The sequence below is a fragment of the Mesorhizobium sp. ES1-3 genome (genome assembly GCF_020164795.1).
GTDB lineage: Bacteria > Pseudomonadota > Alphaproteobacteria > Rhizobiales > Rhizobiaceae > Mesorhizobium.
Genome location: NZ_JAIUGW010000009.1, coordinates 55,460 through 71,185, shown reverse-complemented (window position 1 = coordinate 71,185; position 15,726 = coordinate 55,460). Strand labels below are relative to the sequence as shown.

The 15,726-nt window shown below is 61.8% G+C and carries 16 protein-coding genes; 5 read left to right on the top strand and 11 right to left on the bottom strand.

Annotated features, from left to right (window positions below; all coding sequences use genetic code 11):
• Positions 1-84 precede the first annotated feature (84 nt).
• Positions 85-1,107, top strand: a complete 1,023-nt coding sequence (locus tag LB536_RS14705; RefSeq protein WP_140809243.1) for an aldo/keto reductase — start codon at positions 85-87, stop codon at positions 1,105-1,107.
• An 89-nt stretch (positions 1,108-1,196) separates the two neighbouring features.
• Here the strand turns inward: LB536_RS14705 and LB536_RS14700 are convergent, their stop codons facing one another.
• From LB536_RS14700 to clpP, 4 genes are all read right to left on the bottom strand, one after another.
• Entirely contained in the window at positions 1,197-1,469 is a 273-nt protein-coding gene (locus tag LB536_RS14700; RefSeq protein WP_027143628.1) for an HU family DNA-binding protein, read from the bottom strand.
• Positions 1,470-1,761: 292 nt separating this feature from the next.
• Complete coding sequence (lon, locus tag LB536_RS14695) at positions 1,762-4,173, bottom strand: endopeptidase La (RefSeq protein ID WP_127869591.1); 2,412 nt, start codon at positions 4,171-4,173, stop codon at positions 1,762-1,764.
• A gap of 274 nt (positions 4,174-4,447) precedes the next feature.
• On the bottom strand, positions 4,448-5,722 hold the full coding sequence (gene clpX / locus LB536_RS14690) for an ATP-dependent Clp protease ATP-binding subunit ClpX (RefSeq protein ID WP_023759839.1): 1,275 nt from the start codon (positions 5,720-5,722) through the stop codon (positions 4,448-4,450).
• 294 nt (positions 5,723-6,016) lie between these two features.
• Entirely contained in the window at positions 6,017-6,646 is a 630-nt protein-coding gene (clpP, locus tag LB536_RS14685) for an ATP-dependent Clp endopeptidase proteolytic subunit ClpP (RefSeq protein WP_140809241.1), read from the bottom strand.
• A 335-nt stretch (positions 6,647-6,981) separates the two neighbouring features.
• Here clpP and LB536_RS14680 point away from each other — a divergent pair, with 335 nt between their 5' ends.
• Positions 6,982-7,575 (top strand): hypothetical protein, encoded by a 594-nt coding sequence (locus LB536_RS14680; protein WP_224593681.1) that lies wholly within the window; start codon positions 6,982-6,984, stop codon positions 7,573-7,575.
• Positions 7,576-7,577: 2 nt separating this feature from the next.
• On the opposite strand, the gene LB536_RS14675 is transcribed toward LB536_RS14680, so the two are convergent.
• A complete protein-coding gene (locus LB536_RS14675) occupies positions 7,578-8,681 on the bottom strand; it encodes an NAD(P)/FAD-dependent oxidoreductase (protein ID WP_224593678.1) in 1,104 nt (367 codons plus the stop codon).
• Positions 8,682-8,785: 104 nt separating this feature from the next.
• Here LB536_RS14675 and LB536_RS14670 point away from each other — a divergent pair, with 104 nt between their 5' ends.
• Positions 8,786-10,036, top strand: a complete 1,251-nt coding sequence (locus LB536_RS14670) for a cytochrome P450 (protein ID WP_224593674.1) — start codon at positions 8,786-8,788, stop codon at positions 10,034-10,036.
• Positions 10,037-10,087: 51 nt separating this feature from the next.
• Here the strand turns inward: LB536_RS14670 and LB536_RS14665 are convergent, their stop codons facing one another.
• The 6 genes from LB536_RS14665 to LB536_RS14640 all read right to left on the bottom strand — a co-directional run bounded on the left by LB536_RS14665 (position 10,088) and on the right by LB536_RS14640 (position 14,434).
• The gene (locus tag LB536_RS14665; protein WP_224593671.1) at positions 10,088-10,432 is read right to left on the bottom strand and encodes a cupin domain-containing protein; all 345 of its coding nucleotides are present in this window, start codon (positions 10,430-10,432) and stop codon (positions 10,088-10,090) included.
• Between the two features lie 6 nt (positions 10,433-10,438).
• Positions 10,439-11,719 carry an O-acetylhomoserine aminocarboxypropyltransferase gene (locus tag LB536_RS14660; protein WP_224593669.1) on the bottom strand — a complete coding sequence of 427 codons (1,281 nt, stop codon included), beginning with the start codon at positions 11,717-11,719 and terminating at the stop codon, positions 10,439-10,441.
• Positions 11,720-11,876: 157 nt separating this feature from the next.
• Positions 11,877-12,398 carry a CoA-binding protein gene (locus LB536_RS14655; RefSeq protein WP_140755302.1) on the bottom strand — a complete coding sequence of 174 codons (522 nt, stop codon included), beginning with the start codon at positions 12,396-12,398 and terminating at the stop codon, positions 11,877-11,879.
• Entirely contained in the window at positions 12,395-13,177 is a 783-nt protein-coding gene (locus LB536_RS14650; RefSeq protein ID WP_224593665.1) for an AAA family ATPase, read from the bottom strand. The genes LB536_RS14655 and LB536_RS14650 overlap by 4 nt, the downstream gene beginning before the upstream one ends.
• A complete protein-coding gene (locus LB536_RS14645; protein WP_224593663.1) occupies positions 13,177-13,599 on the bottom strand; it encodes a VOC family protein in 423 nt (140 codons plus the stop codon). The genes LB536_RS14650 and LB536_RS14645 overlap by 1 nt, the downstream gene beginning before the upstream one ends.
• A 10-nt stretch (positions 13,600-13,609) precedes the next feature.
• Complete coding sequence (locus LB536_RS14640) at positions 13,610-14,434, bottom strand: enoyl-CoA hydratase (protein ID WP_224593660.1); 825 nt, start codon at positions 14,432-14,434, stop codon at positions 13,610-13,612.
• Positions 14,435-14,581: 147 nt separating this feature from the next.
• On the opposite strand from LB536_RS14640, the gene LB536_RS14635 reads away from it, so the two are divergent.
• Together LB536_RS14635 and rplM are read left to right on the top strand one after the other, a co-directional pair.
• A complete protein-coding gene (locus tag LB536_RS14635; RefSeq protein WP_224593658.1) occupies positions 14,582-15,046 on the top strand; it encodes a PaaI family thioesterase in 465 nt (154 codons plus the stop codon).
• A gap of 214 nt (positions 15,047-15,260) precedes the next feature.
• Entirely contained in the window at positions 15,261-15,725 is a 465-nt protein-coding gene (rplM, locus tag LB536_RS14630; protein ID WP_010915638.1) for a 50S ribosomal protein L13, read from the top strand.
• The last annotated feature ends 1 nt before the right edge of the window (position 15,726 follow it).

Below are 15,726 nucleotides of genomic sequence, written 5' to 3'. Positions count from 1 at the left end.
TGTCCAACGCTCAGCGGCGCTTTTGCCTAGCCACGAGGATGATAGTGTCATGTCAGACAAATCAATCCGGGAAAATTTCAAGACATGAAGACACGGCATTTCGACCGCATCGGCAATGGCGGCATCACCTTCACGGAGCTGGGCTTCGGCACGGCTCCGCTCGGCAATCTTTACCGCGCCGTCTCCGACGAGGACGCCAATGCGACGTTGGAGGCCGCCTGGGCGACCGGCTGCCGCTACTATGACACCGCCCCCCTCTATGGGCTCGGCCTGTCGGAAACGCGCCTCAACCCGTTCCTGCGCTCCAGGAAGCGCGACGACTATGTGCTGTCGAGCAAGGTCGGCCGCATCATGCGCGCCTGCCCGCCGGAGGAGCGCACGGGCATCGGCAAGTTCTTCGACACGCCGTCGCGCAAGGAGGTCTACGACTACAGCTATGACGGCGTCATGCGCTCGTTCGAGGCCTCGCTGGAGCGGCTTGGCGTCGACCGCATCGACATCCTGTTCGTGCACGACGTCGACATCTTCACCCATGGCAGCAAGGAGGCGTCCGACCAGCGCATCGAGGAGTTCATGCGCTCGGGCTATTATGGCCTGCTCGCCTTGCGCGACCAGGGCGTCATCAAGGCGTTCGGCGGTGGCATCAACGAATGGCAGGTGGCCCAGACGCTGGCCGAGCGCGGCGATTTCGACCTGTTCCTGCTTGCCGGGCGCTATACGCTGCTGGAACAGGAGGCGCTGACATCGTTCCTGCCGCTTTGCCAGAAACGCGGCATCGGCATCGTTCTCGGCGGCCCCTACAATTCCGGCATTCTGGCGACCGGACCGAAGCCCGGCGCCTACTACAACTATTCCGAAGCGCCGCAGGATGTGCTCGACCGAGTGACGCGCATCGAGGCCGTCTGCAAACGCCATGGTATCAGGCTCATCGAGGCCGCCCTGCAATTCCCGCAGTTGCACCCGTCGGTGGTTTCGGTCATCCCCGGCGGTCAGCGGCCTGAAGAAGTCGAGAGCAACCGGTCGCTGCTGGACGCGAAAGTGCCTGTAGCGCTTTGGGCCGATCTCAAGAAGGAAGGCCTGATGCGCGCCGACGCCCCGACAGCTTGAGAAGCTTCTGGTCCGATCGATTCGATACGGGGTCCAAAAAAGAAAAGCCGGGCTTGCCCGGCTTTTCATTTTTGAAAATTAAAATGCGCTTAGTTGACGGCGTCCTTGAGGCCCTTGCCGGCCGAGAACTTCGGCACGGTGCGCGCCGGGATCTGCACTTCGGCGCCGGTCTGGGGGTTGCGGCCGGTGGATGCAGCGCGCTTTGACACGGTGAAATTGCCAAAGCCGACAAGCCGGACATCGCCGCCCTTCTTCAGTTCGCCGGAGATGACAGAAAACACTGCATCGACCGCCGACTGCGCGTCACCCTTCGAAATGCTCGCGGCGTCGGCGACAGCGGACACCAGTTCGTTCTTGTTCATAAAAATTCCCTTCCATGAGAACACCGGAACTTACGACTCATCCGGCAGGAAACGGACTTTAGAAAGAAGCGTTCCCGCAACCAAGTCGAAAAGGCAGGAAAAAAGCGGAAAAAGCCCGGAATTCCGGGGTTTTTCACATGAAAAAGCCGGGCGCGAAGCCCGGCTTTCTGTTTGTGCGCTGCAACCTTAGCGATTTCTAACGCATGGCCCTGAAAACCGCGGTCGGTTTTCCGAAAGGACCATGCGCAAATCCCCAGTATTGGAGCGTCCTTTGCGCTGGACGCGCAGCGCCCTAATGCGCAAGCGACTTTCCGGCATCGTCGGCGCTGTCGGTCGCGGCCGGCGGATTGACCGGTTCGACCCATTCGATCGGCTCCGGCATCCGCACCAGCGCGTGGCGCAGCACCTCACCGACGCGTGAGACCGGAATGATTTCCATGCCGTTCTTCACGTTGTCCGGAATCTCCGCCAGATCCTTGGCGTTGTCTTCCGGGATCAGCACCTTCTTGATGCCGCCACGCAGTGCGGCGAGCAGCTTCTCCTTGAGGCCACCGATCGGCAAGATGCGGCCGCGAAGCGTTATCTCGCCAGTCATCGCCACATCGGCCCGAACCGGAATACCCGTCAGCACCGACACAATGGCCGTGGCCATGGCCGCGCCTGCGGACGGACCGTCCTTCGGCGTTGCGCCTTCCGGCAAGTGCACGTGGATGTCGCGCTTGTCGAACAGCGGCGGCTCGATGCCGAAATCGATGGCGCGCGAACGGACATAGGAGGCCGCTGCCGAGATCGATTCCTTCATCACGTCGCGCAGATTGCCGGTCACCGTCATGCGGCCCTTGCCGGGCATCATGACGCCTTCGACCGTCAGCAGCTCGCCGCCGACTTCCGTCCAGGCAAGGCCGGTGACGACACCGACCTGATCGTCAGCCTCGACCTGGCCGAAGCGGTAGCGCTGAACACCGAGGTAGTCGGCGAGGTTCGCCGCCGTGATGCTCACCGTCTTCTTCTTCGTCTTCAGGATCTCGGTCACCGCCTTGCGCCCGAGCTTCATCAGCTCGCGCTCCAGGCTTCTGACGCCCGCTTCACGGGTGTAGGTCTGGATGATGGCGCGGATCGCGTCCTCACCGACGGAGAACTCCTTCGGCTGCAGCGCGTGATCGCGGATAACCTTCGGCATCAGGTGCCGCTTGGCGATCTCGATCTTCTCGTCCTCGGTGTAGCCGGCGATACGGATGATCTCCATGCGGTCCATCAAGGGCGCAGGGATGTTCAGCGTGTTCGCCGTCGTCACGAACATCACGCTCGACAGGTCGTATTCGACCTCGAGGTAATGATCCATGAACGTCGAGTTCTGTTCGGGATCGAGCACCTCGAGCAGCGCCGAAGACGGGTCGCCACGGAAGTCCTGGCCCATCTTGTCGATCTCGTCGAGCAGGAAGAGCGGATTGGACTTCTTTGCCTTCTTCATCGACTGGATGACCTTGCCGGGCATCGAGCCGATATAGGTGCGCCGGTGGCCACGGATCTCGGCTTCGTCACGCACGCCGCCGAGCGCCATACGGATGAATTCGCGACCGGTCGCCTTGGCGATCGACTTGCCGAGCGAGGTCTTGCCGACGCCGGGAGGGCCGACGAGGCACAGGATCGGCCCCTTCAGCTTCTTCTGGCGGCTTTGCACGGCAAGGTACTCGACGATGCGGTCCTTGACCTTGTCGAGGCCGAAGTGATCGGTGTCGAGGACATTCTGCGCGTAGGCCAGGTCCTGCTTGACCTTGGAGTTCTTGCCCCACGGGATCGACAGCAGCCAATCGAGATAGTTGCGCACGACGGTCGATTCAGCCGACATCGGCGACATCGTCCTGAGCTTCTTCAACTCGGCTTCCGCCTTTTCGCGAGCCTCCTTGGAGAGCTTGGTCTTCTTGATGCGCGCCTCGATCTCGGCGGCCTCGTCGCGGCCATCCTCGCCTTCGCCGAGTTCCTTCTGGATCGCCTTCATCTGCTCGTTGAGGTAGTATTCGCGCTGCGTCTTCTCCATCTGGCGCTTGACGCGCGAGCGGATGCGCTTCTCCACCTGCAGGACGGAGATTTCGGCTTCCATGAAGCCCATCGCCTTTTCCAGCCGCTCCTTGACGGAAAGCGTGGCCAGCATCTCCTGCTTTTCAGGGATCTTGATGGCGAGATGCGAGGCAACCGTGTCGGCGAGCTTGGAATAGTCGTCGATCTGGCTGGCGGCGCCCACCACTTCGGGCGAGATCTTCTTGTTCAGCTTGACGTAGTTCTCGAAGTCGGTGACGACCGAGCGGGCCAGAGCCTCGACCTCGACCTCTTCCTCTTCCGGCTCGACCAGCGCCGTGGCCTTGGCCTCGTGGAAGTCGGGACGGTCGGTGAAGGAGACGATTTTCGCACGCGAGGCGCCTTCGACCAGAACCTTGACGGTGCCGTCGGGCAGCTTCAGCAATTGCAGCACATTGGCGAGCGTGCCGATGTCGAAGATCGCATCGGGCTCGGGATCGTCATCGGCGGCATTCATCTGGGTGGCAAGCAGGATCTGCTTTTCCTGACCCATCACCTCTTCCAGCGCCTTGATGGACTTTTCGCGCCCTACGAAGAGCGGAACGATCATGTGCGGGAACACCACGATGTCGCGCAGTGGGAGGACTGCAAAGACGCCGTCGCTGGGAGCCTTGGATATTTTGGCCATTGTCCAACCTTTCATGTCGCGGCCACCATCAGGCCAACCGCGAATCTCATATTAACGACCGGGGATCGTTCCGCCTACCACCGTTTATGACGGGAGTTTTACAGCACAGAAATCGGGCACCTCGGCCTTCTCGTGTTAGGTGGATGCAGGCGGGCCAAAGATCAAGAGTTAACATGGTCCGCAATCCATTCCATCGCGAAGGTGTGCCGGTTCCTCACAGCAAAACGGCGCCGCAAGGGCGCCGTTCCACAAAAATATAGGGCCAAGTGCCATATCAGGCGCTGACATTGCCCTTCTTTTCCTTCTGTTCGGAATAGATGTAGAGCGGCCGGGCGCTGCCGGTCACCACTTCTTCCGAAATCACCACCTCGCGCACGCCTTCGAGCGCGGGCAGTTCGAACATCGTGTCGAGCAGGATCGCTTCCATGATCGAACGCAGGCCGCGCGCACCGGTCTTGCGCTCGATGGCGCGCTTGGCGATCGCCGAAAGCGCGTTCTCGTGGAAGGTCAGGTCGACATTTTCCATCTCGAACAGGCGCTGATACTGCTTGACCAACGCGTTCTTGGGTTCGGTCAGGATCTGGATCAATGCTGGCTCGTCGAGATCCTCCAGCGTCGCCAGGACCGGCAGACGACCGACGAACTCCGGAATGAGGCCGAATTTCAACAGATCCTCGGGCTCGACCAGGCGGAAAACGTCACCCGTGCGGCGATCCTCCGGCGACGCGACGATGGCGCCAAAACCGATCGATGTCTTCCTGCCGCGGTCCGAGATGATCTTGTCCAGCCCGGCGAAGGCACCGCCGCAGATGAACAGGATGTTGGCGGTGTCGACCTGCAGGAACTCCTGCTGCGGGTGCTTGCGGCCGCCCTGCGGCGGGACGGAGGCGACCGTGCCTTCCATGATCTTGAGCAGCGCCTGCTGCACGCCCTCGCCCGACACGTCGCGGGTGATCGAGGGATTGTCGGACTTGCGCGAAATCTTGTCGATTTCGTCGATGTAGACGATGCCGCGCTGGGCGCGCTCGACATTGTAGTCGGCCGACTGCAACAGCTTCAGGATGATGTTCTCGACGTCCTCGCCGACATAACCGGCCTCGGTCAGCGTCGTGGCGTCCGCCATGGTGAAGGGCACGTCGATGATGCGGGCCAGCGTCTGCGCCAGCAGCGTCTTGCCGCAGCCGGTCGGGCCGATCAGCAGGATGTTGGACTTGGCCAGCTCGACATCGTTGTTCTTGCCGGCATGCGCGAGGCGCTTGTAATGGTTGTGGACCGCCACCGACAGTACGCGCTTGGCGTAGGGCTGACCGATGACGTAGTCGTCGAGAACCTTGAGGATCTCCTGCGGGGTCGGCACGCCCTCGCGCGACTTCACCATCGAGGTCTTGTTCTCCTCGCGGATGATGTCCATGCACAGCTCGACGCACTCGTCGCAGATGAACACCGTTGGGCCGGCGATCAGCTTGCGCACCTCGTGCTGGCTTTTGCCGCAAAACGAGCAATAGAGCGTGTTCTTGGAATCACCGCTGTTGTTGCCGACCTTGCTCATTTCATGTCCTTTCATGGCCGCCCGCCGATGGTCTGGCTGAAAGGGCGCATACTCTATTTATCGCGGGAATCCGCCGCCGCCAGTCTTCCGGCTCCCGCAACGTATTCCATACGAAACACAAATCCGAAAACGTGGCAATGATTCGCAGCTTCCCCACGCAAAGCTAAGCCGTCGAAAATCAACATAGCCTTAACGTAGGCAATCCCGACCTCCGAGGGAACAGCCAATTGTGGCCGAAATGACGCAAGACGCGCCAAAAGCGCGTGATGGTGCCATCCAACTGCCAACTAGCCTTTATGCCAACGCTCCCTCGGCCGCCTCGCGCGACGAAATGACCTTGTCGATCAGGCCGAAATCCTTGGCCTCGTCGGCAGTCATGAAATGGTCGCGGTCGAGCGTCTTCTCGATCTCTTCATAGCTCTTGCCGGTGTGCTTGACATAGACCTCGTTGAGGCGACGCTTCAGCTTGATGATGTCCTGGGCATGACGCTCGATATCGGACGCCTGGCCCTGGAAGCCACCGGACGGCTGGTGAACCATGATACGGGCGTTCGGCGTGGCAAAGCGCATGTCCTTGTGGCCGGCGGTCAGCAGCAGCGAGCCCATCGAGGCCGCCTGGCCGATGCACAGCGTCGACACGGCCGGCTTGATGAACTGCATGGTGTCGTAGATCGCCATGCCCGAGGTGACGACGCCGCCCGGCGAATTGATGTAGAGGTTGATTTCCTTCTTCGGGTTCTCGGCTTCGAGGAACAGGAGCTGCGCGCAGACCAGCGTCGCCATGCCGTCCTCGACCGGACCGGTGATGAAAATGATGCGCTCCTTGAGGAGGCGCGAGAAAATGTCGTAGGCCCGCTCGCCGCGATTGGTCTGTTCGACCACCATCGGAACGAGGTTCATGTAGGTTTCGACGGGATTCTTCATCAGTTATCTCTTCTCGCGGTGGGATTTCCGGCGCCGGACAGGCTGGCAGTTCGGGCAGAATCGGTTCTGGATCGTCAAGATGTAAATAGGATGCCGGCTCATCCTTGTGCAAGGCCGACCCGTCCTAGCCATCTGGGTAAGTCGAATCAAGCTTCCGGGCAAGGATTGGCAGCAGCTGATGCCACGCCGCGCCGAAATACCGAGCCTGCCCCCGCCAGGTAGCAGTTTCTTAACCTCGTCACTTAACGAAATGCGCCGAAACCGCTTTTCTCCGCAATGGCTTCCCCTACAATTCAACGTTGAACTTGTGCCTGCAGTTCAAACGGGGGAGTGCCATGTCCGGGAAAACCGCATGCTTCACCATTGCCGGGCTGACCCTGCTCGGCTCGATTTCGCAAACGGCGGCAGGCGGCCGCGCCGTCGAATGCTACGAGCCCGTCCGCACACCGGCCGTTTACGACACCGTCTACGAAGACGTCATGGTCAGCCCTCCCGGCCAGCAGATCGTCGACTATGACCCGCCGATCTACGGCACCCGCGAGCGCGTGGTGATGACCGTGCCGGCACAGGTTCGGTACGAAGTGGTCCCGGCAATCACCCGGACAGTCTACCACACCGTCAGGGTCGATGGCGGCGGCTATTCCTGGGAATGGCGCGTCATCCATGGCCACCGGGTGCTGTGCAAGGTTTGGCACAAGGCAAGCTACGAAAGCGTCGCCGAGACGGTGATGATCCAGCCCGAGCGCACGCGGCGTGTCGTCATTCCGGCGCAATATGACAGCATCGTCGAGGAGGTGCTGGTGCGGCCCGAGCAAAGGCGCGTCATCGATATTCCCGCCTCCTACCGGACCGTCCCGCGCCGCGTTCTGGTGCGCGAAGGCTCATCCGGCTGGCGGCGCGTGCATATTCCGAGGCATTGCCAGGATTGAGCTTAGGCCACCTCGGCCCGTAGCCAGGCCTTGAGGCCGATGACATCGCCGTCGCCGATGGCTTTGGCCACACGGCGCCCCACTGCCGCGCCAAATTTGTAGCCGTGGCCGGAACAGGCCGAGACGACCAGGCACTTACCTGTCTCATGCGCCAGGAATTTCTCGTCCTCGGTGAAGGTGTAGGCGCAGGTGACCACTTCGGTCACCCTGTACTCCTCGATGCGGGCGATCGGCGGCGAAAACAGGTTGCGGATCGCCTCGCCCTCGCCGGGCACAGGCTCGCGGTTCCAGTCGGCGTCGCTGGTCGGCACCTTGTGCAGGCCCGAGCCGAATTTCATTCCGGCGCCGCGGGTGAGCGGGATCATATAGCCGTCGGTCTTGCCGCCGACATCGAGAATGACGGGCGCGGCCTCCCATGCGGCCTTGAGATCGGCCGGGGGCTCGACATAGGCGAGCGCGGTGCGAAAAGTCTTCAATTCGCCGCCGAGCTCGGGGAATAGCTTCAGCACCCAGGCGCCAGCGGCAACGACGATGCGGTCTGCCTGCATCGTCTCGCCGCTTTCCAGCACGACATGGCCGGCTTCGGCATCGATCTCCGTCACCTTGCTGTGCTCGTAGACGTTGGCGCCGTTGGCGCGCAGCCATCTGGCCAGCCCGACCGCGATCTTGCGGCAATGCAGCGCGCCGCCTTCGGGCGAAAAATAGGCGTAGCGGAACGAGCCGACCTCAAGGAACGGCCAGCGTTCGACGGCTGCGCCCGGTTCCAGCAATTCGAAAGGGAAATCGCCCTCCTCCAGACCCTCGCGGTATTCCTCGGCCTCATCGCCAGGCTCGCGCGAAACGCAAACGAATCCCCTGGGATCGAGGTGGTTCTCGCCGAGATCGGCCCACATCTCGTCCCAGGCCTCATAGGCTTCGGTGATCAGCCGGCCGTAGCCGGTTCCAGCGCGGTAGGCACGGCGGATGATGCGGTGATGGTCGCCCGATGCCGCCAGCGGATTGGGGATCGGCCCCTGCTCGACGATCGAGACGGCGTGGCCTGCCTTGACCAGCGACCACGCCGTGGAGAGACCGGCGATACCCGCGCCGACGACGATCACATTCATCCGTTCAGACCTTCCGCAACCCTACTGGCTGGCTCAATGCATCAGGCTGCCGAACGCAACATACGGTCTGGAACCGGGCTGGCAAGCCGCGCTATGGGTCTGGCATGACCAAATCGACGCTCCCGTATCTGGCCTTTGATCCAGCCACACGCCGGCTGAGGCTCGACCCGCGCGAACCGGCTTTCTTCATGAACCCGTACGAGGCCTACGGCCTCCTGCATGACGCATCGAATGCATTTTTCTGGGAAGAGTTCGGCTTCTGGTGTTTTGGCGGCTTCGGCGATGTCAACAGACTGCTGCGCGACCGCCGTTTCGGCCGCCAGAACCCTGCTGGCATCCCAGACAGCCACGGTGTCGGCCAGGACAGGACCCATCTCGAGGCGTTCGACGGCATCGAAGCCAACTCGATGCTGGAACTGGAGCCGCCGGTGCACACGCGGCTGAGGACACTGGTCAACCGTGCCTTCGTCTCGCGTCAGGTCGAACGGTTGCGGCCGCGTGTCGAGGCACTCGCCAACGAATTGATCGATCGTTTCGAACCTGGCAAGGCCTTTGACCTCCTGCCGGCCTTCGCCTCCCCGCTGCCGATCACCATCATCGCCGAAATGCTCGGCGTGCCGGTGGAGATGGGGCCGCAACTACTCGACTGGTCGCATCAGATGGTCGCCATGTACATCCATGGCCGCACCCGCGAGACCGAGGAGACGGCCAATGGCGCGGCACGCGAATTTTCCGATTTCCTGCGCGGCTACGTCACCGAGCGGCGCAAGAACCCGGGCGATGATCTGCTGTCGCTGCTGATCTCGGCGCAGGAAGACGGACAGAAATTGTCCGAGGACGAACTGGTCTCCTCGGCCATCCTGTTGCTCAACGCCGGCCATGAGGCAACCGTGCACCAGACCGGCAACGCAGTGCGCTCGATCCTTGTGCAAGGCGGCGACCCGCGCCGCTTCTTCACCTCACCGGAAACGACCGCGGCGACCGTCGAGGAATGCCTGCGTTTCGACGCGCCGCTGCATATGTTCATGCGCTATGCCTATGAGGAGATCGAAATCGCGCCCGGCATCGTCGTGCGGCCGGGCCAGACGATAGGGCTCTTGCTTGGCATGGCCAATCATGATCCGCACGCCTTCGCCGAACCGCAGGCCTTCCGGCCGGAGCGCACCGACCAGAAGAATGTGTCTTTCGGCGCCGGTATCCATTTCTGCATCGGCGCGCCGCTCGCCCGCCTCGAACTGCAGGTTTCGCTGAAGACTTTGTTCGAGCGGCACCCGCGACTGCATCTTGCCGAACAGCCCCGCTTCCGCGACACTTACCACTTCCATGGGCTGGAGGCGCTCGCCGTGGGTTTCTAGCTGGCGAGTTGCCCGGAAATCCGATCCGATCCTGGATATGTGATCAAGCTTTCAAAGCTTGATCACATACTCCTTGCGAGTCGTTTCAAGCACTTCCCAGCTTCCCCTGAAGCCCGGCCGCAGCACGAAGCTGTCGCCGGCCTTGACGGTGCGCGCTTCGCCGCCCTCTTCCGCGATCACCGAAACGCCTGAGAGAATGTGGCAGAACTCCCATTCGTCATAGACGATGCGCCATTTGCCGGGGGTCGATTCCCAGATGCCGGCATAGAGGCCGCCGTCGCGCTCCTCGGCGTTCCAGGTGCGGAATTTCGGACCGCCCGAGATCAGGCGATCCGGCGCGGGCGCGCCGGATTCGGGCTCCACGCTTTTGGTGTCGACGGAAAGAAACGCGGTCATATCAGGTCAGACCTTGGCGAGCGCCTGTTCGAGGTCGGCGACGATGTCGGTGACGTCCTCGATACCGATGGACAGTCGCACCGTATCCGGCCCGGCACCGGCCTTGACCTTCTGCTCGTCGGAAAGCTGGCGGTGCGTGGTCGACGCCGGGTGGATGACCAGCGACTTGGTGTCGCCGACATTGGCCAGGTGCGAGAAGAGTTCGAGTGCCTCGACGAACTTGATGCCCGCCTCGTAGCCGCCCTTGAGGCCGAAGGTGAACACGGCGCCGGCGCCTTCAGGCGAGTATTTCTTCTGCAATGCATTGTTCTTGTCGCTGGGCAGGCCGGGATAATTCACCCAGGCGACCTTGGGATGGTTGGACAGCCAGCCGGCGACCGTGATCGCATTGTCGCAGTGCCGCTGCATGCGCAGCGGCAAGGTTTCGAGACCGGTCAGGATGAGGAAAGCGTTGAATGGCGAGATCGCCGGGCCGAGATCGCGCAGGCCGAGCACACGGGCGGCGATGGCGAAAGCGAAATTGCCGAAGGTTTCGTGCAGCACGAGACCGCCATATTCGGGGCGCGGTTCCGACAGCATCGGGTACTTGTCCGACTTCGACCAGTCGAAGGTGCCGCCATCGACAATGACGCCGCCGATCGAATTTCCATGGCCGCCCATGAACTTTGTCAGCGAATGCACGACAATGTCAGCGCCGTGCTCGATCGGGCGGATGAGGTAGGGCGAGGCCAGCGTGTTGTCGACGATCAATGGAAGGCCATGCTTGCGGGCGATGTCGCCGATCTTCTCGATATCGACGAAGGTGCCGCCCGGATTGGCCAGGCTCTCGATGAAGATCGCCTTGGTCCTGTCGTCGATCTGGTTCTCGAAGGTCGAGAGATCATTGGTGTCGGCCCAGCGTACCTCCCAGCCATAATTCTTGAAGGCATGGCCGAACTGGTTGATCGAACCACCGTAAAGCTTGTTGGCGGCGACGAAATTGTCGCCGGGCTGCATCAGATTGTGGAAGACGATGACCTGCGCGGCATGGCCGGATGCAACCGCAAGCGCAGCCGTGCCACCTTCGAGGGCCGCGACTCGCTCTTCGAGCACTGCCTGGGTCGGGTTCATGATGCGGGTGTAGATGTTGCCGAACGCTTTCAGCCCGAACAGCGAAGCGGCGTGGTCGGCGTCATCGAAGACGAAGGAGGTCGTCTGGTAGATCGGCGTGGCGCGCGCGCCGGTGGCCGGATCGGGCTTGGCGCCGGCATGGACGGCGAGCGTGTTGAAACCGGGTGTACGGGTCACTGAAACCTCCCTTTGAAACTTCTCAAATCAGCCGCGCATTCTTGGCGAAGGCGGCGTGCGAATGCAAAGAAGAAAATTCCGTTCGGCGTTGATCCTTCGATCACACCGTAGGATAATGCGGCATTCCGCGGAATAATTTTGCGCCTCTGCGTTGCGCCTATTTCTGACGCACGCCAAAACTCTGAAAGCCTTGGCGCATCAGCGGCTTCTTGGACGACAGCACCCCGGAATTGACTCCGGTCCAGCCGATCTCGCCGGAGAGCTTGCCATATTCGATCTTGGGGCAGCGGTTCATCACCACCTTGATGCCCGCCGCCTCGGCGCGTGCGGCCGCTTCGTCATGACGCACGCCAAGCTGCATCCAGATGACTTTCGGCAACGGATCAAGTTGCAACACTTCGTCGACGATACCGGGAACCGCCGCGGCATTGCGGAAAATGTCGACCATGTCGATCGGCTCGGGTATGTTGGCCAGCCTGGCATAGGTCATTCGGCCGAGGATTTCCTTGCCGGCCTGGCCGGGATTGATCGGAAACACCGAAAACCCCTTGGCCAGCAGGTATTTCAGCACGAAATAGCTCGGTCTGACGTCATTCGCCGACGCGCCGACCATGGCGATGGTCTTCACCGAATTGAGGATACCGCCGATATAGGCATTGTCGTAGCTGTCGTGATTCATGCCTCGTCCTCATACAACGCCTCGGCGAGAAAACCATCCGGGTCGTTGCTGAAATCGCGCAGCATGCGGAAGTGGTCCGTATCACGAAAGTCGGCGGGCTCGAGCCCGAAGCGGCTGATGCGGAACAGTTGCGCGCCGGGACAGGCCATCAGCAGCGGCGAATGGGTCGCCATGATCACCTGGGCGGTGCCCGATTGGTCCATGCGCCGCAGCATCTTCAGCAGCTCGATCTGGCGCGTCGGTGAAAGCGCGCTTTCGGGCTCGTCGAGAATATAGATGCCTTGCCTGCGGCAGCGCTCCTCGAAGAAGCGGATGAAGCCTTCGCCGTGCGACCAGGACAGGAAATCGGGCGGCGGTGGCTTGAACGGGTCCTCCTGCGCGGCCTGGTCGAGGTAGCGGGCCACCGAGTAGAAGGATTCGGCGCGAAAGAACCAGCCAGCGGTGACTTTTGGCAACCAGTGGCCGCGGAATGTGTTCGCCAGTGCCGCTCCACTCTTGTCGATGGCACTGGAGTGGTCGACCGGTCGATAGCCCTTGCCGCCGCCGGCCTCGTCATAGCCGGCCAGCGCGCCGATTGCCTCGAGCAGCGTGGATTTACCGGTGCCGTTCTCGCCGACGATGATGGTGATGGGCGTGGTGAATTCGAGTTCGAACTCGTGGCCGCGAAACAGCGGCAGGTTCCAGGGATATTTTTCCCAGTCCGCCACGCGCTCGGGGTCGAGCAGGATGCGCTTGAGATACGGTGCCTTGAGCCGTGTCAGCTGCTTGCGATAAGCCATCAATCAGGCAGCGAAATCGTGCCGTCGTCCGCGATCGGGAAGGCCGGATTGTGCGCGACTTCCCAGACATGCCCATCCGCATCGGCGAAATAGCCGTACCAGCCGCCCCAGAAGGCGCGGCCGGCCGGCTTGACGATCCTTCCGCCGGCCTTTTCAGCCGTGGCGAGCACCTCGTCGACTTCGGCATCGGAGCGGGTGTTGTAGGCGAGATAGACGGCCGAAGGCGCCTTGGCGAAGGTGATGCCCGAGTCCTCCTCGGCGCTGGCGCGCGGGAACAGACCGAGGATGGCGCCGCCCATCTGGAAGAAGGCGACACCGTCGGTGATCCCCGCGTGGCGCTTCAGACCCATCGCCTCGTAGAAACGCACGGCGCGATCCAGATCGTCCGTGGCGATGGTGATGATGGAGATGCGGGGTTCCACGATCCTCGTCCTATTCGTCCGTCCATTCCGGCTTGCGCTTGCCGATGAAGGCGCCAATGCCCTCTTCCGCGTCTCGCGCCAGCATGTTCTCGACCATGACGCGGCCGGCATAGGCATAGGCATCCGCCAAACCCATCTCGGCCTGCGCGTAAAAGGCCTCCTTGCCGGTCTTCACCACCAAGGAGGATTTGGAAGCAATCGTTTGCGCGTATTTGGTGACAATCTGATTCAGGTACTCGCGCGGCACGACGCGGTTGACGAGGCCGAATTCCTTCGCCGTTGCCGCGTCGATCGTCTCGCCGGTCAAGAGCATCTCCATTGCCTGCTTGCGCGAGACGTTGCGCGACAGCGCCACCATCGGCGTCGAACAGAACAGGCCGATGTTGACGCCCGGCGTACAGAAGGTCGCCTCATGCGAGGCGATCGCAAGGTCGCAACTGGCGACCAGTTGCAGGCCGGCGGCAGTCGCCAGGCCGTCCACCTCGGCGATGACAGGCAGGGGATGGCGCACGATCGTCTGCATCAGCGTGGCGCAAGCGGCAAACGTCTCTTCGAAGAAGGCCTTGCCGCGATCGGCGTCGGCGCGCCGCGCGGTCATTTCCTTGAGGTCGTGGCCGGCGCAAAACACCTTGCCGGCCGCTGACAGCACGATGACGCGAACGGCTTTGTCGGCCTTGGCGCGGTCGAGTTCCGCCGTCAGCGCCGCCATCACTGCCAGCGACAGGGCGTTGGCGGGCGGATTGGTGAGCGTCAGGCGCAGCACTCCCTTATCCAGCCTTGTCGCAACCGGACCCTCGTCGGCGGCAGCAGGCTTGATGGCAAGGATTTCGGCCATGGCTAGGTCTCCGAGTTTCCGCTGGCAGAGTATCTAATATCGGATCGGGTTTCGTCCAACACCCATCGCTTGCGCCAGGGCGATGTATATGTTGCCAGAAACACCCGGCTGCGCCCATACAGGCTTGGCGCAGAACGAGAGACCGACATGCCCGCCCAGACCAACCTCAAGCCGGTGCTGACCGCAGCGCAGATCAACGTGTTGATGGAGACCGTCTTTCCGCAACTCAATGAGAACTCGGCCGCCTATGAGGCGATCGACGTGTTTCCTGGGGGCTGCATCGTGCGGCTCAATGCCGACGAGCGGCATTTGCGTCCCGGCGGCACAGTGTCGGGCCCTGCCCTGTTCACGCTGGCCGACATCGGCGGCTATGTCTGCGTGCTCAGCCATGCCGGGCCGGATGCGCTCTCGGTCACCACCAACCTCAACATCAACTTCATGCGCAAGGCCGAAACCGGGCCGATCGACGGGTATTGCCGGATCCTGAAGCTCGGAAAGAGCCTGATGGTGTTCGACATCGACATCGTCGCCGGCCGGGATGGACACACGATCGCGCATGCCACGGGCACCTATTCGATCCCGCCGCAGCGCTCTGTCGATGTGGTAAAATAATACCTTTAGACCAACGTATTGTTTCTACAGCATTTTCTGCGCTGCGGGACTTTCCCGCCGCCTTGACGTGGTCACTCCGCTCGCCTATAAGCCCTCACGAAGCAGCGGCCCGCAAAGGCCGCCGTTTTGTTATTGGCAGGGGTCAAGTGTCTTTAGCCAATTCAAGCAACAAGAAACGCCTTCCCCGTGAAGGTCAAAACCGAGAGCAGAAAACATGACAACCTTTTCGCAGAAGCCTGCGGATGTGGTGAAGAAGTGGATCCTGATCGACGCCGAGGGTCTCGTCGTCGGCCGTCTTGCCACTGTCATCGCCAATCATCTTCGCGGCAAGCACAAGCCGACCTTCACCCCGCATGTCGACGACGGCGACAATGTCATCGTCATCAATGCCGACAAGGTGGTGTTCACCGGCAAGAAATTCACCGACAAGGTCTATTACTGGCACACCGGCCACCCCGGCGGCATCAAGGAGCGCACCGCGCGCCAGCTGCTCGAGGGCCGTTTCCCCGAGCGTGTCGTCGAGAAGGCCGTTGAGCGCATGGTTCCGCGTGGTCCGCTCGGCCGTCGCCAGATGAAGAACCTGCGCGTCTATGCAGGCGCAGAGCATCCGCATGTCGCCCAGCAGCCAGAAGTCCTCGACGTGGCCAAGCTGAATTCCAAGAACAAGAAGGTCGCATAAG